This window comes from Streptomyces sp. NPDC037290 (genome assembly GCF_055603245.1).
Map to the genome: position 1 here is coordinate 22,578 of NZ_JBVJVZ010000031.1, position 20,789 is coordinate 43,366.

Annotated in this window: 24 protein-coding genes; 10 read left to right on the plus strand and 14 right to left on the minus strand. The window is 69.9% G+C overall.

Annotated elements, in window-relative coordinates:
- The first annotated feature begins 22 nt into the window (after nucleotides 1-22).
- Nucleotides 23-688 carry an RNA-guided endonuclease InsQ/TnpB family protein gene (locus ACZ7HQ_RS40650; RefSeq protein ID WP_471001377.1) on the plus strand — a complete coding sequence of 222 codons (666 nt, stop codon included), beginning with the start codon at nucleotides 23-25 and terminating at the stop codon, nucleotides 686-688.
- A 13-nt stretch (nucleotides 689-701) separates the two neighbouring features.
- Here ACZ7HQ_RS40650 and ACZ7HQ_RS40655 read toward each other — a convergent pair whose 3' ends face one another.
- The 10 genes from ACZ7HQ_RS40655 to ACZ7HQ_RS40700 all read right to left on the minus strand — a co-directional run bounded on the left by ACZ7HQ_RS40655 (nucleotide 702) and on the right by ACZ7HQ_RS40700 (nucleotide 10,003).
- Nucleotides 702-2,912: a hypothetical protein gene (locus ACZ7HQ_RS40655; RefSeq protein ID WP_471001314.1), complete on the minus strand. Its 2,211-nt coding sequence runs from the start codon at nucleotides 2,910-2,912 to the stop codon at nucleotides 702-704.
- A 15-nt stretch (nucleotides 2,913-2,927) separates the two neighbouring features.
- The gene (locus tag ACZ7HQ_RS40660; RefSeq protein ID WP_471001317.1) at nucleotides 2,928-3,320 is read right to left on the minus strand and encodes a hypothetical protein; all 393 of its coding nucleotides are present in this window, start codon (nucleotides 3,318-3,320) and stop codon (nucleotides 2,928-2,930) included.
- Nucleotides 3,321-3,331: 11 nt separating this feature from the next.
- Nucleotides 3,332-3,802 carry a hypothetical protein gene (locus ACZ7HQ_RS40665; RefSeq protein ID WP_471001320.1) on the minus strand — a complete coding sequence of 157 codons (471 nt, stop codon included), beginning with the start codon at nucleotides 3,800-3,802 and terminating at the stop codon, nucleotides 3,332-3,334.
- Between the two features lie 733 nt (nucleotides 3,803-4,535).
- Nucleotides 4,536-4,754: a hypothetical protein gene (locus ACZ7HQ_RS40670; protein ID WP_234491171.1), complete on the minus strand. Its 219-nt coding sequence runs from the start codon at nucleotides 4,752-4,754 to the stop codon at nucleotides 4,536-4,538.
- 1 nt (nucleotide 4,755) lies between these two features.
- Nucleotides 4,756-5,397: a hypothetical protein gene (locus ACZ7HQ_RS40675; RefSeq protein WP_471001323.1), complete on the minus strand. Its 642-nt coding sequence runs from the start codon at nucleotides 5,395-5,397 to the stop codon at nucleotides 4,756-4,758.
- A 169-nt stretch (nucleotides 5,398-5,566) separates the two neighbouring features.
- Nucleotides 5,567-7,849: a hypothetical protein gene (locus ACZ7HQ_RS40680; RefSeq protein ID WP_471001326.1), complete on the minus strand. Its 2,283-nt coding sequence runs from the start codon at nucleotides 7,847-7,849 to the stop codon at nucleotides 5,567-5,569.
- Between the two features lie 122 nt (nucleotides 7,850-7,971).
- A complete protein-coding gene (locus ACZ7HQ_RS40685; protein ID WP_471001329.1) occupies nucleotides 7,972-8,295 on the minus strand; it encodes a hypothetical protein in 324 nt (107 codons plus the stop codon).
- A gap of 231 nt (nucleotides 8,296-8,526) precedes the next feature.
- Nucleotides 8,527-8,790: a WhiB family transcriptional regulator gene (locus ACZ7HQ_RS40690; RefSeq protein ID WP_471001380.1), complete on the minus strand. Its 264-nt coding sequence runs from the start codon at nucleotides 8,788-8,790 to the stop codon at nucleotides 8,527-8,529.
- 5 nt (nucleotides 8,791-8,795) lie between these two features.
- A complete protein-coding gene (locus tag ACZ7HQ_RS40695) occupies nucleotides 8,796-8,921 on the minus strand; it encodes a hypothetical protein (RefSeq protein ID WP_470642048.1) in 126 nt (41 codons plus the stop codon).
- Nucleotides 8,922-9,601: 680 nt separating this feature from the next.
- A complete protein-coding gene (locus ACZ7HQ_RS40700) occupies nucleotides 9,602-10,003 on the minus strand; it encodes a hypothetical protein (protein WP_471001332.1) in 402 nt (133 codons plus the stop codon).
- A gap of 316 nt (nucleotides 10,004-10,319) precedes the next feature.
- On the opposite strand from ACZ7HQ_RS40700, the gene ACZ7HQ_RS40705 reads away from it, so the two are divergent.
- The 5 genes from ACZ7HQ_RS40705 (at nucleotide 10,320) to ACZ7HQ_RS40725 (ending at nucleotide 13,975) form a co-directional block, all read left to right on the plus strand.
- The gene (locus tag ACZ7HQ_RS40705) at nucleotides 10,320-11,123 is read left to right on the plus strand and encodes a GntR family transcriptional regulator (protein ID WP_471001336.1); all 804 of its coding nucleotides are present in this window, start codon (nucleotides 10,320-10,322) and stop codon (nucleotides 11,121-11,123) included.
- Nucleotides 11,124-11,207: 84 nt separating this feature from the next.
- A complete protein-coding gene (locus tag ACZ7HQ_RS40710; RefSeq protein WP_471001339.1) occupies nucleotides 11,208-11,768 on the plus strand; it encodes a UTRA domain-containing protein in 561 nt (186 codons plus the stop codon).
- Nucleotides 11,769-11,853: 85 nt separating this feature from the next.
- Nucleotides 11,854-12,177 (plus strand): hypothetical protein, encoded by a 324-nt coding sequence (locus tag ACZ7HQ_RS40715; RefSeq protein ID WP_471001342.1) that lies wholly within the window; start codon nucleotides 11,854-11,856, stop codon nucleotides 12,175-12,177.
- Between the two features lie 194 nt (nucleotides 12,178-12,371).
- Complete coding sequence (locus tag ACZ7HQ_RS40720) at nucleotides 12,372-13,409, plus strand: AAA family ATPase (RefSeq protein ID WP_471001345.1); 1,038 nt, start codon at nucleotides 12,372-12,374, stop codon at nucleotides 13,407-13,409.
- Nucleotides 13,406-13,975, plus strand: coding sequence for a phosphotransferase-like protein (locus ACZ7HQ_RS40725; protein ID WP_471001348.1), 570 nt, complete (start codon nucleotides 13,406-13,408; stop codon nucleotides 13,973-13,975). Before ACZ7HQ_RS40720 ends, ACZ7HQ_RS40725 begins: the two co-directional genes overlap by 4 nt.
- 4 nt (nucleotides 13,976-13,979) lie before the next feature.
- Here ACZ7HQ_RS40725 and ACZ7HQ_RS40730 read toward each other — a convergent pair whose 3' ends face one another.
- Nucleotides 13,980-14,819 (minus strand): DUF1932 domain-containing protein, encoded by an 840-nt coding sequence (locus ACZ7HQ_RS40730; protein ID WP_471001351.1) that lies wholly within the window; start codon nucleotides 14,817-14,819, stop codon nucleotides 13,980-13,982.
- A 4-nt stretch (nucleotides 14,820-14,823) separates the two neighbouring features.
- Complete coding sequence (locus ACZ7HQ_RS40735) at nucleotides 14,824-15,468, minus strand: HAD family hydrolase (protein WP_471001354.1); 645 nt, start codon at nucleotides 15,466-15,468, stop codon at nucleotides 14,824-14,826.
- Nucleotides 15,469-15,554: 86 nt separating this feature from the next.
- Between ACZ7HQ_RS40735 and ACZ7HQ_RS40740 the strand changes: the two genes are divergently transcribed.
- Nucleotides 15,555-16,115 (plus strand): hypothetical protein, encoded by a 561-nt coding sequence (locus tag ACZ7HQ_RS40740; protein WP_471001357.1) that lies wholly within the window; start codon nucleotides 15,555-15,557, stop codon nucleotides 16,113-16,115.
- A gap of 101 nt (nucleotides 16,116-16,216) precedes the next feature.
- Nucleotides 16,217-16,495, plus strand: coding sequence for a helix-turn-helix domain-containing protein (locus ACZ7HQ_RS40745; RefSeq protein ID WP_471001360.1), 279 nt, complete (start codon nucleotides 16,217-16,219; stop codon nucleotides 16,493-16,495).
- 1,154 nt (nucleotides 16,496-17,649) lie between these two features.
- Here ACZ7HQ_RS40745 and ACZ7HQ_RS40750 read toward each other — a convergent pair.
- On the minus strand, nucleotides 17,650-18,165 hold the full coding sequence (locus ACZ7HQ_RS40750; RefSeq protein WP_471001363.1) for a hypothetical protein: 516 nt from the start codon (nucleotides 18,163-18,165) through the stop codon (nucleotides 17,650-17,652).
- A 418-nt stretch (nucleotides 18,166-18,583) separates the two neighbouring features.
- Between ACZ7HQ_RS40750 and ACZ7HQ_RS40755 the strand changes: the two genes are divergently transcribed.
- Both ACZ7HQ_RS40755 and ACZ7HQ_RS40760 read left to right on the plus strand, forming a co-directional pair.
- Nucleotides 18,584-19,288: a hypothetical protein gene (locus ACZ7HQ_RS40755; RefSeq protein ID WP_471001365.1), complete on the plus strand. Its 705-nt coding sequence runs from the start codon at nucleotides 18,584-18,586 to the stop codon at nucleotides 19,286-19,288.
- A 148-nt stretch (nucleotides 19,289-19,436) separates the two neighbouring features.
- Complete coding sequence (locus tag ACZ7HQ_RS40760) at nucleotides 19,437-19,928, plus strand: DciA family protein (RefSeq protein WP_471001368.1); 492 nt, start codon at nucleotides 19,437-19,439, stop codon at nucleotides 19,926-19,928.
- 60 nt (nucleotides 19,929-19,988) lie between these two features.
- Here the strand turns inward: ACZ7HQ_RS40760 and ACZ7HQ_RS40765 are convergent.
- Nucleotides 19,989-20,789: IS256 family transposase (locus tag ACZ7HQ_RS40765; protein WP_471001371.1), on the minus strand; the 801-nt coding region annotated here is incomplete at its 5' end.

Consider the following 20,789-nt stretch of genomic DNA (forward strand, 5'->3'; position numbering starts at 1 on the left):
GAGGGTTGGCATCGACCTGGGGCTGACGCACTACGCCGTGCTCTCCAACGGCCAAGTGATCGACAACCCCCGCTTCCTGCGCCGCGCCGAGCGGAAGCTGAGGCGGGCGCAGCAGACGCTGAGCCGGAAAGCGAAGGGATCGAAGAACCGGGCCAAGGCCCGCATCAGAGTCGCCCGCGCTCACGCACGGGTGGCCGACGCGCGTAAGGACTGGTGCCACCAGCAGGCTTCGAGGCTAATCCGCGAGAACCAAGCGGTCTACCTCGAAGACCTGGCGGTCTCCGGCCTTTTGCGCACCCGCATGGCCAAGTCCGTCCACGATGCCGCGTGGAGCATGTTCCGCCGCGCGCTGGAGCAGAAAGCCGCCCGGCACGGCCGACACGTCGGTGTCGTCTCGCGCTGGCTGCCCTCTTCTCAGACGTGTTCGGTGTGCTGGGTCGTGGACGGGAAGAAGCCGCTGCACGTGCGCACCTGGCGGTGCGCGAGCTGCGGTACTGAGCATGATCGTGACCTCAACGCGTCGCGTGTGATCCTCGCCGCCGGGCAGGCGGAGAGGCTAAACGCCCCTGGAGGGCCGGTCAGTCCTGGGGTGGAAATCCCACGCCAGGCACGGCCCGTTGAACGGGGAACCCACCCGAAGGCCCAGCCGGTCACCACCGGCAGCCAGGCGGGAATCCCCGTCCTTTAGGGCGGGGAGGATGTCAAGCTGCCCTCCACAGGCCGTTCTCGTTGGTGACCTTGTTCTGCTTCTTCAGTTCGGACAGGCGCGGCTTGATGCGCTTGGCGGGTGTCTCGAGCTTGCGGGCGATGGTTTCGGCGGTCATCGGGATGGACTGCTCCTGCAGGAGCTCGAGGATGCGCGGCTTGATCAGCTCCTGTCCTTCGGGCGCCCCCGGGGCTCCGCCAGGCCCGGCAGGTCCGGCGGTTGTGTAGGGGGTGCTGGGGTTGTGGTGGGGCGCCTCCTGCGAGGAGGGGGTGCCCTGCGCTGCGGCGAGGAGGTCGGCGAGGCTGCCGATCAGGTTCTTGCCGCGCTTGTCTACCATCTGGATCTGGGTGATCGCGTCGCGCTCGCGCCAGGCGTCGCAGTCCTCGATCCCGACCGGCGGCTCGCCTCCGGCGAGGGAGACGGGCTGCACGTCCAGGTGCAGGGAGCGGAACTGGACGGCCTGCGAGCCGGGGGTGAGGAGGTAGCCGAGGCCGAAGGTGCCGTCCTCGGGGGCGGCGGCGGCCTCGGTGGCCAGGCCGCTCATGTCCCGGTCGGCGACCTTGGCGTACTGGCCGGGCCACTGCGTGGGGATCATCGACAGGTCGATGCCCTCCGCGCCCTCGACCGCGTTGGCGCCGACCAGGGAGCCCTGGCCCTTGGCGCAGCGCAGGAACACCGCGCCGCCGCCGACGAGGAGCTGGGAGCGGATGACGGTGGAGTTGCCGAGGTCTTCGGCCAGCGGGGTCTGGGTGGCCAGGACGACGCCGATGCCCCTCTTGAGGGAGCGTCGGGTCAGCTGCTCCACGATCGCCTTCGCCTCCAGGTGGTACGGGGAGGAGGCTGACAGCAGCATGTGCGCCTCGTCGATGACGACCAGGACCAGCGGGTCGGTGAAGGGAAAAGCGGGGGAGCGGTAGCGGGCCTCGCGGTCGAGCATCATCGCGTAGGCCAGGCGCAGCGCGCCCATCGCCTCGTCCAGGCCGTCCCCGAGGTAGGCCGAGAGCGAGGCGCCGGCGATGGTCCCGGCCTGCGGGGAGGCGAGGATCACCGCGATACCGGAGCGGTGGGCGGAGAGCAGGATCTGCTCCAGCAGCCCGGACTTGCCCGACCTGGACCCGCCGACGAGGTAGAGGTGGCGGGCGCCGGAGCCGGGCTGCGCCAGCGGCAGGAGAGCAGCCCGGCCGTCGACGTAGGTGCCGGCGCGGACGTAGCCGCGGGAGTCCATCGACAGCTCGTCCACGACCGAGGAGAGCATCGTGCCGTGCATCAGCGCGTGCTCCTTCATCACCCGGATCCCCATCTGCGAGGGCTTGTCGCCGGGGGCGAGGGCGATCTGGATCGTCTCCAGGTCCAAATTGCCTGCGAGGTCCTGGAGGTTGACGGTGCCGATCGCCCTGCGGTCACGGGTGGCGATCCCCTCCCAGTCCAGCGGCCCGTCGTAGCGGGTGACGGTCAGGGTGGTGCCGGGCATCGCGCCTTCCTGCGCGGCCACGTACGCCGCCCAGATCTCCTCGGGCGTCGTCGGGGTGCCGGCCGCGATCTGCGGCTGCGCCGCCGGGACCTTCAGGTGCACGGTGACGGGCAGGGCGTTCGGCGCGTAGTGCTTGGGGTCGCCCAGCTCGACCTGGGAGACGGGGATCTGGTAGACGGCGGCGATGTCGGTGGCCCGCACCCGCACCTGTTGCCCCTGGGGCAGGGTGATGATCCCGGTGAACGTCACGTGGTCGTCGTCGGCCTCGAGGGCGAGGTGCTCCAGGTTGGCCCCGGGCTGGATGAGCTTGCGGTCCTCGGTCTGGGTGGGGCCGGAGATGAACTCCTTCCACCAGGCGGTGATGAGCTGTGCCTGCGACGTCAGCCCACCCGCCGTACCCGCGCCCGTGGTCGTGGTCGCGGGTACGAGGGCGGCGGTGTGGCCGACGATGTTGCGGCGGTGGGCCAGGGCAGCGGCCCCGGCCGGGACCGCGAGCGCGAGGGCGATCAGCGGGTTCCCGCCCGCGGCCAGGACCTCGTGCGCGGCGATGCCGCACCCGGTGGCCGTGAACCCGCACCCGATCAAAGACCGCAGTACCGGGGTGGAGACGTTGACGGCCCACGCCCCGGCTCCGGCCGCCGCGGCGGCGAGGGCGGACCAGGGGCCGGCCACGAGAGGCACCACCGCGAGCGCGGCGGGCGCGTACTGGATGAACTGTGCGCGGGTCGGCCCCATGATCCTTCGTTCTCCTTAACTCTGGGTGTAGAAGGCGGCTTCGGCCATGTCGACGGGGGAGGTGGCCACGGCGTCGGCGATGCCGCCGTGGTCGTTCTCGGTGGTCGTCTTCGCGTCGTCGGCGGCCGCGGAGGCGCTGTCGGCGGCGGAGGTGTAGGCGCCGGCCGCGTCCTTGACGCCGGTCATGGTCAGCGCGGCGTCGGCGAACTCGCTGGTGGTCGCGTCGTCGACGGCCAGCGCCTTCATCGTCTCGGCGGCGTCCAGCATCTGCTCGGCGGCGTCGTCGACGTCGGAGGCGAGCGTGGTGACGGTCTGGGCGTGCGCGTGGACCTTGTGCGTGAGCCAGGCCAGCTTGGTGCGCAGGGCCGCGTAGGTCGCGGCGTCCTTCAGGGTCTCGGTGGCGCTCATGCGGGGCCTCCTTATCGGGCGTTGTAGAAGTCGCGTTCGGCGGGCTTGGTCAGGGGGGAGTCGGCGACGGCCCGAAAGATGCCGCCGTGCCGCAGTTCCGCGTTCGCGGAGGCGGTGCGGCACGCCTCCTCACCGCCCTGGATCTTGTCGTGGAGGTCCTTGGCGGCGGCGGCCTGGAGGTCAAGCTGCTCCTTGAGCACCTCGCACTTGCCGATCAGGTTCGCGCCGACGCCCTTCGCGGTGATCTCGGCGATGAGCGTGTCGCAGTCCGTGGCCAGCTCCACGGCCTCGTCCATGAGGTCCAGGCAGGTCTCGGTGCTGGACTGGCACAGGGTGGCCGATCCCTCCGCGAGGTCGATGACCTGGGTGAGGGTCATGACCTCGCCGCCGCTGTAGGTGCGGGACTTGCCCGCGGCGGTCGTGACGTGGACGCCCTTGTCATCGACGGTCGCGGAGTGCGGTACGGGCGGGTTGGGCTGCATCGCGGGGTCCTTCCTGATGTGCTCGGGCAGCGGGACAGTGCGGGGCGGCGGGACCGTGCCCGCCGGGGGGACTGCGGACCCCGGCGGCACCGTCGTCGGCGGGGTCGTCGGCGGCAGGGGAGCCGTCGGCGGCGGGGGAGCCGTCGGCGGTGGGGGTGCGGACGGCGGCGGAGGTGTTGTCGGCGGGGTCGTCGGGGGCGGGGTGCCCGGAGGCGGGGGCGCCGTCGGTGTGGTCGGCGGGGTAGTCGGGGGTGCGGTGGGCTTGGGCGGCACGGTGGTCGCGGAGGGCCCGGGAGTGGGCCCGGCAGAAGTGGAAACGGAAGGCTTCCCGCTCGGCTTTTTGAGGTAGGCAGAGCGCCAGCCGTCGCGCAGGCCACCGGCGATATGGGCACCCGCCAGAAGCCCGTAATGCGTTTTCGCAGCTAAGTTGTACGGCGTGTTTCGAAATGTTTCCGGAGCCCGGGTCGGACTCCATTTCTCTTTCGGTTTAGCGGGGGGTTTCTTGATTCCCGCCTGTTCGTATTTCCCGTGCGTTTTTTCCACGCCGAACAGGTAGCTGATGGCGAGGAGTACGAGGAGTTCCACGGCCCTCCCTTCTGTGACTCTGTGTGGTTGCGGACGGTTACCGGTTACCGGTTACAGGCCCCTGGGACACCGGTTCGCGCCGTCCGGCGGGCGGTTCCGGGGGTGTCCTGGGGGCTGTAACCGGTAACCGGTAACCGCACTAGCTGACTCAGCGTGACGACGAGCTGATGTTGTTCACGGTCGTGTTCGCCGTGTTGAACACCGACTCCAGCGTGGTCCGGATCTGCTCGCTGAACGGCGTGTACGGCAGGAAGATCCCGGAGACGATCAGCATGATGCAGATCACCATCTGCTTCCCCTTCGTCTTCTTGAAGGTGAAGAACACGGCCCAGCAGAACAGGGCAAGGGCGAAGAACTGAAGTGTCATGTCACGCACCCTTCTCGAAGGTGAATCCCTTGTCGTTCACGGGGGTTACCGCGCCCGAACCGGAGGACGCGGAGAGCTTCTTGTAGGCGATGAGTCCGCCGCCGCCGACGAGCGCCACCCACAGCCACGGGCTGGAGGTGATGCCGCCGGCACCGGAGCCGGAACCGCCGGATTCCTGGGCCTTGGACGCCGCACCGCCGAGGGTCGGCGCGTCGCAGGTGGGGATCCTGGCGACGTCGTACGAGGCCGCCTTGGCGACCGCCGCCGCGCGGGACTTCATGCACTCGCGGTAGACGGTCATCTCCCGCTCGTAGGTGACCTTGGCCGCGGCCTCCTCGGTCTGCGCCCGCTGCTTGTCGGCCTCCGCCTCCACCAGGGCGTTCGCGGCCTTCTCCTTGGCGCTCACGCGCTCCTGGGCAGCCTGCTCGCCCTGCATGCTGGTGACGGCGACGACCGTGCCGCACACGGCGACGACGGCGATCGTGCCGCACACGGCGAGCGCGGCGGTGTTGCGGCGCATCCCGCCGACAGCGGCGGACAGACGCGAGGTGGCGGGCTTCTCCGGCTTGTCCGGAGTCGGGGGCGTCGGGGGGGTCTGGGGGTCCATGAGGCTGAACTCCTTGTCCCAGTCGATTCCGGACATGGGCTGCTGACTCCTTCTCGGTGTGGTTCGAGCCCGCCCAGGCGTGCCGGAAGCGGGTTCTGATCTGGGGAAACGTGCTGTACTGGACGGGTGGCTGCTTCCGGCAGTCGCGAGGAGGGCCAGCCCGAATCCCGCGGGCTGGCCCTCCTTGGTGTGTGCCGGACGGGGATCAGGTGAGGTACTTGTCGGCGTCCTCGGGCCGCAGCAGGCCGGCCTCCTTCAGCAGCCGGACCGCGCGGGGCTGGTTGACAGAGAGGTCGGTACGGACCCGGTACAAGGTCACGTAGCCGTCCTCGTCGCGCGGGAGCTCCTGTACGAGCGGGAGGAGTTCTTCGTCCGTCCGGGCGGGCGTGCCGGGCCGGTCCGTACCGCCTGTACGACCCGTACCGCTGGTTCCGGTTGCACGGGAGGAGACGGTCGCCGTACCGGTACGGCCACCCTGTACGCCCTGGCGGCCGGGCTGTGTACGGACGCTGACCGTGCCCGTGCGTCCCTGTACGGCCGCGTGTGCCGTACCGGTACGGGCCGGGGTCGCCGTACCTGTACGCGCCGCCCCGTCCGGGGTGGTGTGTACACCGTATGTACGGTCGCTGTACGGCCTGGTCAGCGCACCTTCGGCCCCGCCGTGGTGCGCGGCGTGGGAGGGGGCGTGTGCCGGGTCCGTACCGTCGTGTCCGGGACCCGTACCGTCCGCTCGTCCGCCGCTGTTCGCGGCGTACAGGTCGTTGTGAGCGGGCTGCGTACGGCCGGACGTCGCGCTGTCCGTACCGTCCGTCCGGCGGTGCGTACCTGTACGGGCGGGCGTTCCGTTTCCGCCGTCCAGGCCGGTACGGACCGGCGTTCCGGCGGCCGTACCGGACGGCGCGTTCGTCCCGCCGTGGCCGTCCGTCCCGTCGGTGTGCATGAGGGTGTGGACGCGCCAGATGACGGCCACGAAGATCAGGACGACGAAGGTGGTGAGCTGCCACGGCGCCGACCCGCCCTCGGGTACGAGCTTCGCCTGGTCAGAGAGGTGGAAGACGACGTTGGCCGACGCCATCAGCAGCAGCGCCGGAACGATGTCCTTCTTGGTGCGGAACGCGGTGACGCAGTAGACGTCGATCGACACTGGCAGGAGCGGGGCGACGTACTCGTTGATCCCGACCATGCGGGCGAGTTCGTACTCGCCGGAGGCGGCGAGCCCGACGCCGGCGGCCAGCGCGACCCACGGCGCCGCCTTCCACAGCTTGCCGCCGAGGTTCTGCCGCCAGCCGCGCCACCGGGCGGCGGCCTGCTTGGCCTCGCGGGCCTCGTTCAACAGCCGGCGGGCGCGGGCCTCGTCGGCCTGCGCCCGATCGGTGATGCCCTTGGCCTTGCGCTCGGCCTCGGCGGTGATGCGCTCGGCCTCCTTCTGAGCGGCCGCGCGCAGCTCCTGGGCGACCGACGTGGCCTCGGTCCGCAACTTCTCGCGCTGCTGGTCGCACGCCGTCTTCAGTCCGGCGAGCTCCTCGGCCAGGGCCTGGCGCTTGGCGGCGGCCTCGGTGTCGAACTTCTCACCGAGCTGGCGCAGTTCGGCGCGCAGTTCGGCGCGGGCCTTCTCCGCCTCGGTGTGGGCGGCGGCGACGTGGGCGTCGGCCTCGCGGCGCCGCTCGGCGGCGGCCTCGACCGCGTCCGCGTACAGCGTCTCCGCCTCGGTGCGCCGGGCGTCGTACTGCTCGGCGGCGGCCTTGGCGAGCTGGGCGTGGCGCTCGCGGGCCTGCTCGACCTCCTTCTGAGCGGCGGCGAACAGGTTGTCGGCCTCCTCGCGGGCGCGGGCGAGGATCTGCCCGGCCTCGGTGCGGCGGGCCTCGACCAGGGCGCCGATCTCGGTGAGGTCGGCCTCCGCCAGGCGCCGCAGCTCGGCGACCGCGGACGCGGTGGCCTGGTGGTCGGCGGCGGCCAGCTCGGTCAGCTCCGCGACCTGCGAACGCGCCTGGGCGAGAAGCTGGTCGGCGCGGCTCCGTGCCTCGGCCAGGAGCCGGTCGGCCTCGCCGCGCAGCTTCTGCGCCTCCTCGCGCACCGTCTTGGCCTCCGTGGTGGCTGCCGCCCGCTGGGCGGTGACCTCCTCCTGGGCGCCGGCGGTGACGGCCTCGGCGCGCATGCGCGCGTCGTCCAGCAGGACGGTGGCCTGCTCGTGGGTCTCGGCGACGGTGCGCGCTGCCTGCTCCTCAGCCTGCGTCTGCAAGACGAGGGCCTGCTCGCGGGCGGTGTCGATGATGTCGGCGGCCCGGTCCCGGGCGTCCGCGACCCCGACCAGCACCTCGCCGTCCATCTCCACCACCGGCGACGTCTCCGAGACCGTCTCCGTCTCGGGGGTCGGGGCCGGGACCGGGGCCGGGGCGGGCAGGGTGGAGGCGGCGGGCTGCGCGACCGTCGTGGCCGGCTTCTTGGTGCGGGCGGTGGCCCTCTTGTTCCGGGTTCGAGTGGCGGCCACGCCGCCTCCTTCCAGATCGGGCGCCGCCCCGAAGGCCGGGGCGGCGGTTGTACGGGGTGGGTGGGTCAGCCGCACTGAGCGGGCAGCGCGGCGGCGTGCTGGCGGTGGCCGGTGAGGTGCGGTCAGTGGACGTCGATGAAGCGGAACGCCGCGAACGCGGTCGTGTGCGGGTCGGTGGTGGCCTGGATGATGCGGTCGGCCGCGTCGCCGTCGCCGCGATTGACGGCGTCGGCGGCCGCCCGGGCGGCGTCCCAGTCGATGCACGTGGTCGTCTCCGGGGCCCGACGGTGCAGCCGGGTTCGCAGCGTGCGCCAGGCCCGGCGGACCGGGTGCCGGCGGCGGGCCCGCGTCACCCGGGCGGCGGCGTCGCGGTGCCCGAGCTCGTTCAGGATCTGCTCGGAGTCGTAGTCGGCGGCGGTCCAACCGTCGCGGCGGATGGTGCGCATGGTGTCTCCTGGCTGCAGGACGTCGACCCGGGTCCATGCCCGGATCCGGGGATGCGAAAGGTCGGCCGCCCGTGGTGCGGGCGGCCGACCTGGCCGAACAGCGTGGAACGGGAGTTGAGTTGGGTTTGCGTCCTACGGGGCGGGACGCTCAGCCATGAGCGCGACGGCCGAAGTCGTGCTGCTCGTTGGTCCGGCGGAGGTCGTCCTCCAGGCGCTTGTGGTCGGTGTCCGTCATGCCGACACCGCCTGCCGGGCCCGGTTGCGGGCGGCGCGGCGCTTCATCGCCCGCCGCTCGTCCTCGGACAGTCCGCCCCACACGCCGTCGTCCTGGCCGGACTCCAGCGCCCAGGTCAGGCACTGCTCGATGACCGGGCAGCGGTTGCTGCAGACGGCCTTGGCCTCCTCGATCTGCAGGAGCGCCGGGCCGGTGGTGCCGATGGGGAAGAACAGCTCGGGGTCCTCGTCGCGGCACGAAGCCTGGTGGCGCCAGTCCACGATGGTCACTTCCCCTGCCGGACGCGGCGCAGGGCCTCGTCCATGTCCGTATCGGAGTCGCCGTTGTTCCGTGCGATGCTGATCTGCATCAGGGCCTCCATCCAGGTCCTGGACAGCCCCGGGGGCCTCATCCCTGGGGCTGTCGCGGTTGGTAGAGCCGGTGTCCACCGCGCTCTCCACCGCCCACCGAACGGCCCGGAGGCCGGGCGGCGGGCGACTGGGCAGCGCGGGGCTGCGAAGTGCATGGGGTGTTGCGGTGCGCGGCCTTCTGCCTTCCGCACTGACCACCTTTCGACCGGGAGGTGGAGTGCCCGCGACCACTGGCTCACCCGCCGGGTCGTGCGATGTTCCGTATACCGGCTGGGGGCTGTCATCGCGCTACCGCCGCAAGGTTCTCCGGGGGAGGGTGATCGCTCGGCCCACGCGACAGCCGAAACAGACCGGGGTCTGCCTTGCTGCCACTCCGTGGCACGAAGAAGGGTCGCTCTCACTTCCCCGCCTCGCACCGCCGTTCACGGTGACCGGGATTCTGGCTCCGGTCGTGCCCTTCTGACGCATCCGACAGCCCCACAAGGACTGGAGTCCGGTCACCCTTACGCGCAACACCCGGCCAGTTGCCTGGTCAGGGGCGGCAGTCGTCACCCGGCGTAGCGTCTTCTGATTTCAAGGAACGGTCACTCCCCGGTCCGGCCGCGACGCCAGTCGCAAATGACCTTCTCCGGGTGCTAGGCGGTCGGTGAATCTGGCCGCTTCGACCGCCGCCACTCGAGGTGGCGACGATGGGAGCCGTCAGAGCCGAAGGTGACTGGGGTCAGGCCGCGATCTGCAGGGGTGCCGCGACGGCCGGCCGCGTGATGCGCAGCTGCGCGGCGTAGGGGAGGAGCACATCCACCAGGCGCTCGCGGACCAGCTCGGTGATCGACGGGTCGGCCGCGAGGATGTCCCGCGCCGCCTCCCGCCGCGCGCCGTACTCCGCGGTGACCTCGTCGCGGGCCTTGGTCTTGCCCTTCTTCACCCCAGACGCGGCGTCCCATCGGGCCAGCTCGTGCGTGGTCACCAGGTCGTACATCTCCAGCGGCGTGCCGAAGGCGACGTCCAGGTCGATGCCGGCGAAGTCGGGGAGCGGCACCTCCACTGCCTCCAGGAGCGCGAGCGTCTCCGCGTCGAAGGTCTCGGTGGCGAGGCCAGCGGTGGGGCGGCTGGTGGTGTTCATGGGGTGTTGCTCCCTTCAGTGGGGCGGGCTCGGAGCGTTCAGGCATGCCAAGTAGCGCCATGGCATGACGGGATGGCTACTCCTTGCGTTCGGCTACTCACCGCCGCTGGAGCACCTCGATTACAGCGTCGCTTTCAGGCGAGTGTCAACCTGTCTAGCTAACCGATGTGTCACATAGGCCTTGAGCTGCACTTTTATGAGCAATAAAACTTGTATCGCGCGCCGCGACTTTCGGGAGACAACTAGACATGTCATGCTGTGCGCGTCGGGCAGTGAGATCAGCTGGCCGGCCACGAAGGGGAAGGACAGGCAACTGGTGCCCAAGAAGGAGCCCGGGAAGGTTGAGCGGATCGCCGCCGACATCCGGGACAAGATCGAGCGCGGTGCGCTGGCGCCGGGGTCCCGCCTGCCTGGCGTCCCCCAGCTCCAGAAGGATCACGGCATCGCCTACCAGACCGCCCGTGATGTCTACGGGCTGCTGGAGGGCGAAGGCCTTGTGTTCTCGCGCCGCGGGAAGGGCACCTTCGTCTCGCTGGTGGTCGGGAAGCTCCTCTCCGACCGGACCACGCGCTACCTGGCCGCGGTTCGCGAGGCTGGCGGCGCCGCTGGAGCCTTCGAAGCAGAGCTGAAGGCGCGGGGCCTCAACCTCAAGAACCAGGTGGTCATCGACCGTGACGTGCCGCCGAAGAAGGTGGCTGAGATCTTCGGCATGCACCACCGCGCCAAGACCTTGAAGCGCGCGCGGATCATGTCCGCGTGCCTGCCCGACAACGAGGACGCAGCCGAGGTCATCCAGGTCGCGACAAGCTGGTTCCCGCCCGAGGTCGTCGACGCCTGCCCTGTGCTTGCAGAGCACAAGACAGGCGCAGGAGGCAGCAAGTCCAGGCTGGCCGAAGCGGGCTTCAAGCAGGTTCGCCTTCGCGAGGAAGTCGAGGTCAGGGCACCGTCCTTGGACGAGGCCAACGCACTCGGGATCCCCGCCGACCAGTCCGTCCTGGAGATCACCCACAAGGGCCTGACATCGGAAGCCCGTGTGGTGGAGGTCTGCCTGCACGTCCTGCCGCGATCCAAGTGGTTGCTCGCGTATGAGTGGCCCATCGACAGCCCGGAACCCGGGTGACCTGAAGGACCCCCCGTCCCGCTCCTCGCAGAGCCGGGGAAGACCGAATACCCATTGACCACAAGAGCTAGGAGCTTGCACAACATGGCCAGCAACCAGATCAGCGAGACCGGCACGATCGTGCGCGACGCCCGCACCCGGTACACCACCGTTCAGCGTGAGGAGAACGGTGCGCACGGCGCGTTCGACGCTGAACTGCACCGCACCGGACGGGCACCTCGTTCCGAGGTCTCCGTCAGCCGCGCGGCCGCCCCGGCCGACGTTGCCGAGCTGCTGGGCGTCGACGGCGAGGTTGTCGTGCGCGCCCGCGAGATGTTCGACGGCGACCGCCTGGTTCAGCTCGCCACCACGTACATCCCGGTCGATGTGGCTGAGGCCGCCGGGATTGAGCAGGTGGACACGGGCGTCGGCGGCATCATCAGCCGCATGAAGGAGGCTGGCTTCGACCAGGGCGACGCTGCTACTGAGGACATCGCGCTGCGCCCCGCCACCGCGGACGAGGCTGCGCGTCTCGGACTGACGGAGGGTTCGGACGTGCTGACCATCAACCATGTCGGCCGCACGGCCGATGGACGGGTGGTCGAGGTGACCCAGCACGTGCTGGCGAAGGGCTGGACGCTGAGGTTCTCCGTACCGCTCGCCTGAGACTGCACGGCGCACGTCGGTGCCCTGTCCCCGGCAGGGCACCGCCAGCCACCCTCCTTCCGAGCTCCTGGAGATTGAGCCCCATATGAACGCCGAAGAGCGCCTGACCAGCGAAGAGCTGATGGAAGAGCTCCGCAGCGCGCTGGACGCCACCAGCGGCTGGATCCCCGCCTTGGTGAGCCCCGAGGGACCCGTCGGCGTGTCCAGGGAGGCAGCGCTGGACACAGTAGTCACGCGACTACAGGAGTTCGCGGAGGCGCCAGCTATGCCGGAAGCCGTCGCTCGCCAGCTCAGGAGTGCGGCTGACGCAGCCGACGCAGCGCTCGTCACTGAAGGCAGCGCGCAGTACGGGGCCTTGGGAGCCGCGTACGCATATGTCCTCCAGGCCCGGCGCGCGGCAAGCGAATGAGCTGCCCCTGATGAACGCCTCGGCTTGTGCACTGTGCCCCCTCATGACTGTTCGTCTTGTGGGGGCCATCACACTCGCGCTGAGCAAGACGGAACATCACAGCGGCTTGTCGAAGCCTGTGCGCACTCTCATTCACGGGTTTTCAACATCCACATACACATGGGATTTGGAGCCTGAGCTCTAGGCTCGCGGCCATGACGATGACGGAGGGGCAGAGGGTGGGGAAGCAGCGAGCAGGGTGGAGGCCGGACCGGCTGCGCGAGCAGCGGGAGGCTCACGGCCTGACCTTGGAGAAGGCGGGCGAGCGTCTCCGGGCGGTTGCCGAGCAAGCCAGGCTCAAGGGCATCCCCGCAGCGAATCCGCAGACCTTGTGGCAGCACGAGCAGGGCGAGGTCTACCCCGGCCCGCACTACCGGCGTGCCTATTGCCTGCTGTACCGCGCGACCGAGCCGGACCTTGGTTTCCGTGCCGCGCTGCCGGGGGAGGAGACGTCCTTCAAGATCACGCCGATGACCGACCGCCTCAACGGCTCGCATGTTCTGGCTGTTGAGCGCGCGATTCACCGCATCACGCCGGGCTCGGACGAGGCCGACCACTTCGACTTGCAGCAGCGGATCATCGACGCGTGGAAGCGCCGGCACACGGGCGGCGACCCCCATCGTCCCGTGCTCATCCTGGTCGGCGGCTTCGCTGGCAGCGGGAAGACCGAGCTCGCCCGCTTCTTCGTCCAGCTCACCGGCTGGCCGCTGCTCGACAAGGACCCGCTCACCCGTCCGCTCGTGGAGCGCCTCCTGGTCGCGCTGGGCGGCGACGCGAACGACAGGCACACCGACCTCTACCACGAGAAGGTCCGGCCGGTGGAGTACGACTGCCTCATGCAGTCGGCCATGGCCAACATCAAGTGCGGTATCTCCACCGTGCTGACCGCCCCGTTCATCGCGGAGATGACCGACCCGGACTGGATGCAGCGCCTGGCCAACCGCGCGGGCTCGATGGGTGTCGACGTCTTCCCTGTGTGGGTGCGCTGCGACGAAGAGTCGATGCGCGAGTACATCGGATTCCGCTCCGCGGCCCGGGACGCGTGGAAGCTCCAGCGGTGGGACGAGTACATGGCCACGATCGACCTTGACCTTCGCCCGGCGGTGCCGCACCTGGTCGTGGACAACCGACTGGGCACCGCGGTCACGCTCGCGGACCAGGCACGCCAGGCGATGGGGGCGATGTACGCATGACGGAGAAGCAGGGCGTGATCCTCTACGGGCCGCCGGCCTCGGGCAAGGACACCATCACCACCGCGCTCAGCGAACTGGACTCCAAGTACGCCCAGTTCGCGCGGCTCAAGGTCGGGTCGGGCAAGTCGGCCGGCTACCGGATGGGCACGGCGGAGCAGCTGCGCGAGCTGGAGGCCGCAGGCGACGTCGTTTACGCGAACGCGCGGTACGGCAACACCTACGCGATCGACCGGCCCGGCGTCGACGCGGCGTTCGCGGCCGGGGTGCCCGTAGTGCACCTCGGGCAGGTCGACGGCATCCGAGCCCTGGTCGACGGCTACCCGGCCGATTGGTCGGTGGTGCTGCTGTGGTGTCCGCGCGAGGTGACCGAGCAGCGGTCGGCCGGGCGCGGCGACAGCGACACCGCGGCGCGCCTGGCGGCGTGGGACACGACCCACGCGGACCTGGACGCGCACCCGGGCATGGTTTGGGACCTGACCGTGGACACCACGGTGTCGGCGCCGCAGGACGCGGCGCGGCTCATCGACCAGCTGCTGGCGCAGCGGGCGGGAGCGGCGACGGCATGAGGGGCTACGGCTGGGCGAGTCGGTCCAGGGCGTCGGTGAGCGTGAGATTGCCGTCGTCCTTAGCGTCGTTCCACCGTGCCAGCGTGGACGCGGCCGCGCGCAGCATCTCCGGTGGAAGGCCAGCGGCCGCGAGGGTGTCGGCGGCCTCCTCCAGCTCCGGGCCCCAGCGCCAGGCGCGGGCTGCGGTCTTGACCACGTACTCCGGTTCCGCGAGGTACGAGTCGGTACGGCGGGAGGCGACCTCGAGGAGCTCCTGGTCGACGCCATGCTCGCGGGCCATGCCGACCGCGAGCGCCACGAGCACCCGACTCGTCTTCTGGAAGCTGGCGTACGCCAGCTTCAGCGCGGACGCCTTGCCGACCTCTGTGCCCAGCACCTCTGTCTGCACCGCAGTGCCCACGAATAGCGCTTCGATCCGCGCGGTCGCGTCGGCCGGGCCGGACAGATACAGCACCGGAGTCTTGCCGCGCACTGGCGGGGATCCCACGACTCCACCGTCCACGACGGCCGCGTCCGGTTCGAGCAGAGTGGCGATCCTCTTCGTTCGTTCGGGGCTGATGGCGTTCGCCTCTACGTACACCCCGGTGAAGCCGTGCTCGGCAACGTCGTGGGCTAGGTCCTCGGCGACGGCCGGCGGGCAGAGGCTGATGACGATGTCGCTGCGGTCCAACAGCTCTGCCAGCCTTGCCACCGGTGTCAGGCCGAACTCCGCGGCGCGCGCTGCGGAGGCGGCGCTGCGCCCGGCCTCACACCACAGGACCTCGGACGCGTTCGCTGCGGCGCATGCGGCGACGGCGGCGCCCATGCTTCCGGGGTGGAGGATGCCGACGATCGGCTGGTCCACGGTGCTACTCCGTCTCGTTGAGCAGGATGGTGATGGCGTCGGTGATGTCGTCGACGACGTGGTGCGCAGCAGGAAGTGCGTCAGGCCAGGGGCGTCCGCGCAGCCAGATGGTGCGCAGGCCGGCCTGGTGGCCGCCGCCGATGTCCCCGGCCGGGTTGTCGCCGACCATCCAGCCGCCATCCGCGAGGTTCGCGCCGCAGCGGGAGGCGGCGAGCTGGAAGAGGCGCAGGTCTGGCTTGCGGATCTCCAGGTCGCCGGAGACCGCGACGCCGTCGACCAGGGCCTTGAGGCCGGTCGCGGCAAGTTTGGCGCGCTGGATGTCGCTGGGCCCGTTGGTGATGACGCCGATAGTCCATGTGGCTTCGCGCAGACGGGCAAGGCCTTCAAGGACCTCGGCACGGCAGGCAACGGCGGCAGCCATGAGGTTGACGTACTCCTGCCACAGCTGCGTGGCCGGCACATCCAACGCGAAGGTTGCCCGCAGCCGGGTGAAGTGGCCAGCTGTCGCGCGATCGGCCAGGTCGGTGCGCAGCTGTTGTTCGATGGCGGCCTTGAATCCGTGTGTGCGGCACAGCGTGGTGATGGCGTCGCTGAGCGCGCTCTGGCGATCGACGAGGGTGTTGTCCAGGTCGAAGAGCGCAAGCGGCATGAGTTGGACCCTACCGAGGCGTGGCATGCCGGCGTCCACGAGGTGTGTCAGCCCGGTGCGTGGAGCGATATCGGGAGGGGTTGGTGATGGCTGAGCGGTTCGTTCACTGCGCAGGCAAGACGGAACTCACCGCGGAGCAAGCCCAGCTTCTCCAACGCGTGGACCCGCGGTACGCCGACTCCGGGGTCGATGACTTCGCGTTGGTGCAGTGGTGCGAGTTGTCGAGTGGTCATGACGGCGTCCTGCACCACAGCGAGGTGATGTCCCTCTTCGAGGGCGATCACTGGTGGCTGCGGTGGGATGCGGGCCAGCATGAGTTGGTGCCGCTGGCCATGTGTTCGGTTGACTCCGGCCCGCCTGACGAGGTCAGCACCTATCCGTGCGGCCTCTTTCAGGGGCACCCCGGCCAGCACGGCTGGGAGGTGATGGACCCAGAGCTGTGCGCGCACGCAGGGCTCGGCACGCCAGTTCTGATCTGCGAGGGGGTGTCATACGACAACCGGTACATCGCTGTCTTTGAGGCCCCTTGCCTGGGCTGTCCCGAGCGGATGGTCCAGGTCAGTGCCGTCGATCCGGCGCGAGCGCAGCCGCCGGAACATCTCGGTGCCAGGACCAGCCAGTGGTCGTTGTACGGGCGGGAGGAGTGACCTTGCTGACCCGTACCTGCGGAAGTTTCCATGTCGCCGCTACGAACGGCGTACCGTTCCCGAGATCACTTCGTGTATCTTTTCAGGCTCTGTTCTCTACGATGGAGGCTGCCATGTCGGATGCATTGCGTCGAGTTGATGCTCTGGTGGATGACGACACGCTGCCCTCCCCGCGCGTTCGGCAGCATCTGCGGGTCACGGCTGGTCTCACCCAGGCGGAGGTCGCCGACGCCATCGGCGTCAAGCGCGTCGCCGTCGCACGCTGGGAAGCCGGCCTCACCAAGCCCCACCGCGGCAATCGGCTGAAGTACGCGCACTTCCTTCGCCGGCTGGCGGAGAAGTACCCGACAGCCGCCGAGGAGGCACCAGATGAGGACTGATCTCGTACCTGCTTCTGGGCAGGCCGACTCCGCCTTCGGGATGAGGGGGTCGGGGTGACGTAGCCGCCACCGGCCGCGCGGCCACCTTGCGGACTGACAATCCGCTTCGGCCAGCGCGGCCCTTCGTACCGACTGGGGCGTGACACCTCAGTTCGGCTGCTCAGTACCGGTTGGCGCCAGTCCTGAGCCTCGGCTCATCGAGCCACTGCATTTCCACTGCAAAACCCCGCCTGACAAGCGGGTCGGTTGCCCCTTTGACAAGGGCGCCCAAAGCAAGACCCCGGTCGCTGACAACGGCCGGTGCCCTTCAGCAAGACCCCGGTCCTTGACAAGACCGGCGCCCTACCCACGAACCGCGGAGCCCTGGCAGGGGCTCTGCGGTTCACCACCACCGAGAAGAGAGGAGAAATCTCCCCCCGCCCGATCGGTATCCGCCCGCTTCTCACGAAGGGGGCGATCCCAACCCATCCGCACATCTGGCCGGTGGTCCAGCCCCGAGGGGCTCGGTCGGTCCAGCTATATGGAGAGCAGGTCGCTTCTCATAGTGCCCGAAGTGGTGTCCCCCTGTCAGCTCGACCCTGTCCGATTCACCCCGGTTCAGGCGTGGCGGTCTTCCCGTGTGACGGGATCGGCGTACGGTTCATCCCTCCTTTTCCGGTTCGTGCAGGAAGAGGGTCTTCCGGTAGGAAGCTACAAGAGCGGCGGTTTCGGAGCGGCCCTGAAGGGCTCGGTCGCGGTGTCGGCCGCCCCGCTCATGCACCCGCTCACGGAGATCATCAACAACTCCGTCGACGGAGGCGTCCGCGAGGACGTCGTCCCGTGTGGCGGGACGGTTTCCAAGATTTCTGCCCGTCGTGCGGGAGCGCGGGGGGTGATCGGGGTTGAGCGGGCTCTGTCCACAAGCCGCCTCATGCATCTTCGGCAGATGGATCACGAAGCGCGCGTTCTGCCTGCTGAGGGAGGTGTCCGCTTTGGCGTGTACACCGGCCCGATGGCGACACAGACGATGTTGGGATGTTCGGCTCTTGCGGTGTCCGCCGCTCCTGGCGGGGCGGTGGGCCGGTGAGTGCTGTGGTGGAGTCGGTGGCTGCGCCGGCGGGTCTGGTTCGTCGGCAGCGGGTGCGTGTGCCGATGCGTCTGGTGTGGTCGCCGTACTACCAGGACGTGGCTCTGTCGGTGTACGTGAAGGTGAAGGCGCTGGCGTCGCGGCCGGAGGGCTGCCAGGCGCGGACGGAGACGATCGGCTCGTATCTGGGGTTGTCGGCGGCGTCGGTGGAGCGGGGGATGGCGCAGCTGCGTCGTCCGGGCCCGGACGACGTGGTGGAGCTGCATTCGAAGCGCCGGACGCTGCCAGGCGGGAAGGGGGAGTCGGCCGTGCGCACGGTGCGGCCGATGTCGCGGGAGGAGGCGTTCGTATGGCTGCCGGTAGCGGCCGCGGAGGACCTCACGCCCCGGCAGCTTCGGGTGTACGCGCTGGTGGCGTATGCGCAGGCGCGGGGGATCGCGTTGACGGAGGCGGAGCTCGCGTCGTGTCTGCGGCACCACTCGGGCAAGAAGGCTGGCGCGGCGTTGTCGGTGACGGCGGCGTCGGCGGTCGTGGACGAGGTTGAGGCGGCGCGCTGGATGACGGTGCAGCGGCGTGCGGGGGCGCGGGGCCGGAACGTGTACATCGCGCACGATCTCGCTCCGGAGGCCCGCACGGACGTCCCCGTCGACGGCTTCGGCGCTGCTGCTGAGGCGGCCGAGGCGGTTGTGGACAGTGCTTCCGTGGGGTCGGGCAGTTCCCAAGTTGGTGAGGGATCGGGTTCCCCGGTTGGTGAGGGATCCCTCGCGAGTAGGGAAGTACCTATGACTGACTCACCTGATGACGGGCGCGCGCTCTTGTCACCCGCCGTAGGCGAGGTACAGGTGGGTAAGGCGGCTGGGCCTGTGGAAAACCCGGCCGGTGGTGACGCTGCGGCTGCTGCGGGCGACGCTGCTCTCGCGCTTCGCGCGGGTGGACACAATCAGCCCTCCCCCTCGAAGCCGAAGAACCGCAGCAGCCGGAACAGGGCCGGGATCCGGTCGTACGACGGCCCGCGTCTGGCGATGAACGCGCAGATCTACGCCGTGCTGGAGCCGGTCCACGTGCTGCTGGAGCAGGTGAACGACTTCGTGGCGCGGAAGGTGGCCCGGGAGGTGGGCCGCCAACTGCGCGAGGGCACCGACCCGGAGCGGCTTCAGCACCGGCTGACCGCCCGGCTGGCCAAGGTGATGCTCTCCGACATCCGGGACCCGGGCCGCTGGCTGTTGGGGGTGGCTCTGCCCGGGTGGGGCTGCGGCTTGCAGGACTGCGAGGCCGGGGTGATCTGGCGGACCGGCGCTGCGTGCGAGATCTGCGCGGAGGTCGTCCAGGACAAGGCCGCCGCCCGGCAGCGCGTGCAGCGCATCGCCCAGGGCCTGTGCCCCGAACACGGCACCCGCCCCGGCCCGGCCGGACACTGCGCCGACTGCATGCTGGACGACGCGATCCGCAACCCGGCCACGGTCCCGGCGCCGCGCAAGCCGGAGGGCCCGCCGCGCGGATCATGCGCGGACTGCGGCGCCCGGATCATCGTCATCGGCCGCGCCGTCGAGGACGGCCTGTGCAAGCTCTGCCGCGAGGAAGCCGCTGCACTGGGCGCCGCCGCCGCACCGGCCGGGCAGCACTGCTCGGGCCGGGACGCAACCGTGCCGTGCGACCGCAAGCCCCTGCCGTCCCGCAGCGTCTGCGGTGTCCACCGCGTCCAGCAGCTGGCCGGGGAGGTGGCGTGATGACCGAGACCCCGCAGCTCAGGGCGTCGACCTGGCCCGCATAGCACTACGCGCTGCCAAACTGGCGGCGCAGAAGAACGGCGGCGGGCGCACAGCCCAGCCGAAGCCACGCACGACCCGGGTGGTCCGGCGTGGCGGGCGCGAGCCGATGGGGCTCGGCGCCGCGATCGGCGCCCTGATCACCGAGCGGGCCTGGGAGCTCCCGGCCGCTGGCGCGACACTGAGGGAACACTGGGAGGCCATCGCCCCCGAGCTCGCCGGACACGTCACCGCCGTCGAGTACGACGCCGACTCAGGCCGACTCACCGTGCGCCCGGAGTCGGCGGCTTGGGCGACGAAGACGCGCCTGGAGCAGGCCCGCGTCATCGCGGCCGCCAACGCGTCGGCCGACCGCACAGTCGTGCGCGCCCTACGGATTCTCGCGCCCGGGTCGGTGCCTGAGCCTGAGCCGGCCGACTCTGATCCGGTGCCTACGACTGTGGTGGCCGGGCTGGTGCGCACCCGGGAGACCGCCTCGGACGGCTACCGCCGCGCGCTCGCCGCGCACCAGGCGGCAGCACCGCCGCACCGGGTGGACCCGGCCAGTATGGAGAAGACCAGGCACCAGGCGGAGCTGCAGAACCTGGAACGGACAACGTGACGGATAGCTGGTCTCTGCAGGGGGTCTGTCCAATCAACGGCTGATCTTGGTTGCTGAGGGTCAGTGGCTGGTCGGGGTGAGTCGGCCTTCGAAGGCGATCTGGAACGCGTTCAGTGGTGCCTTCCAGCGCATCGTCCAGCGGCGTCGTCCCTTGCCGGTCGGGTCCAGGCTCATCAGCGCCATGTAGACGCACTTCAACGCGGCGGCTTCCGAGGGGAAGTGACCGCGGGCCCGAACAGCCTTGCGGATGCGGGCGTTCACGCTTTCAATCGCATTCGTCGAGCAGATGACCTTGCGAATCTCGACGTCGAAGGAGAGGAAGGGCACCATCTCGGCCCAGGCGTCGGACCACAGCTTGACCACGGCCGGATACTTGCTGCCCCACTTCTCGGAGAACTCCAGGAACCGCTCGGTCGCGGCGGCCTCGCTCGGCGCGGTGTAGACGGGCCTGAGATCCTTGGCGACCTTGTCCCAGTCCTGACGAGCGCAGTAGCGGATGCTGTTGCGAATCAAGTGAACGATGCACGTCTGAACGACCGTTCGGGGCCAGACCGTCTCGACCGCATCCGACAACCCCTTCAACCCGTCACAGACGAGCATGAGGACATCCTCGACACCGCGGTTCTCCAGCTCGGTGAAGACCTGGAGCCAGTGCTTGGCGCCCTCGCCGCCGTCGCCGGCCCAGATCCCGAGGATGTCGCGGGTGCCCTCGACGGTGACGGCCATAGCTACATAGATCGGACGGTTGGCTACCTTGCCATCGCGAATCTTGGCTCTGTCGACGATCTTGTGATGCGGACGTCTGAACGGGCTGTGCCGACTGTTCGCGATCATGCATCGCGTGCCCTCGTGATGTGCTCT

Bases quoted from the DNA above. Each gene is read 5' to 3' on its own strand.
- ACZ7HQ_RS40745 (WP_471001360.1), top strand. From the start codon at position 16,217: ATGGAGGCTGCCATGTCGGATGCATTGCGTCGAGTTGATGCTCTGGTG.
- ACZ7HQ_RS40675 (WP_471001323.1), bottom strand. From the start codon at position 5,397: ATGTCCGGAATCGACTGGGACAAGGAGTTCAGCCTCATGGACCCCCAG.
- ACZ7HQ_RS40750 (WP_471001363.1), bottom strand. From the start codon at position 18,165: ATGTACACGTTCCGGCCCCGCGCCCCCGCACGCCGCTGCACCGTCATC.
- ACZ7HQ_RS40665 (WP_471001320.1), bottom strand. From the start codon at position 3,802: ATGCAGCCCAACCCGCCCGTACCGCACTCCGCGACCGTCGATGACAAG.
- ACZ7HQ_RS40735 (WP_471001354.1), bottom strand. From the start codon at position 15,468: ATGCCGCTTGCGCTCTTCGACCTGGACAACACCCTCGTCGATCGCCAG.
- ACZ7HQ_RS40760 (WP_471001368.1), top strand. From the start codon at position 19,437: ATGGGGCTCGGCGCCGCGATCGGCGCCCTGATCACCGAGCGGGCCTGG.
- ACZ7HQ_RS40660 (WP_471001317.1), bottom strand. From the start codon at position 3,320: ATGAGCGCCACCGAGACCCTGAAGGACGCCGCGACCTACGCGGCCCTG.
- ACZ7HQ_RS40725 (WP_471001348.1), top strand. From the start codon at position 13,406: ATGACGGAGAAGCAGGGCGTGATCCTCTACGGGCCGCCGGCCTCGGGC.
- ACZ7HQ_RS40720 (WP_471001345.1), top strand. From the start codon at position 12,372: ATGACGATGACGGAGGGGCAGAGGGTGGGGAAGCAGCGAGCAGGGTGG.
- ACZ7HQ_RS40670 (WP_234491171.1), bottom strand. From the start codon at position 4,754: ATGACACTTCAGTTCTTCGCCCTTGCCCTGTTCTGCTGGGCCGTGTTC.
- ACZ7HQ_RS40755 (WP_471001365.1), top strand. From the start codon at position 18,584: ATGAACGCGCAGATCTACGCCGTGCTGGAGCCGGTCCACGTGCTGCTG.
- ACZ7HQ_RS40655 (WP_471001314.1), bottom strand. From the start codon at position 2,912: ATGGGGCCGACCCGCGCACAGTTCATCCAGTACGCGCCCGCCGCGCTC.
- ACZ7HQ_RS40740 (WP_471001357.1), top strand. From the start codon at position 15,555: ATGGCTGAGCGGTTCGTTCACTGCGCAGGCAAGACGGAACTCACCGCG.
- ACZ7HQ_RS40695 (WP_470642048.1), bottom strand. From the start codon at position 8,921: ATGAGGCCCCCGGGGCTGTCCAGGACCTGGATGGAGGCCCTGATGCAG.
- ACZ7HQ_RS40715 (WP_471001342.1), top strand. From the start codon at position 11,854: ATGAACGCCGAAGAGCGCCTGACCAGCGAAGAGCTGATGGAAGAGCTC.
- ACZ7HQ_RS40685 (WP_471001329.1), bottom strand. From the start codon at position 8,295: ATGCGCACCATCCGCCGCGACGGTTGGACCGCCGCCGACTACGACTCC.
- ACZ7HQ_RS40700 (WP_471001332.1), bottom strand. From the start codon at position 10,003: ATGAACACCACCAGCCGCCCCACCGCTGGCCTCGCCACCGAGACCTTC.
- ACZ7HQ_RS40710 (WP_471001339.1), top strand. From the start codon at position 11,208: ATGGCCAGCAACCAGATCAGCGAGACCGGCACGATCGTGCGCGACGCC.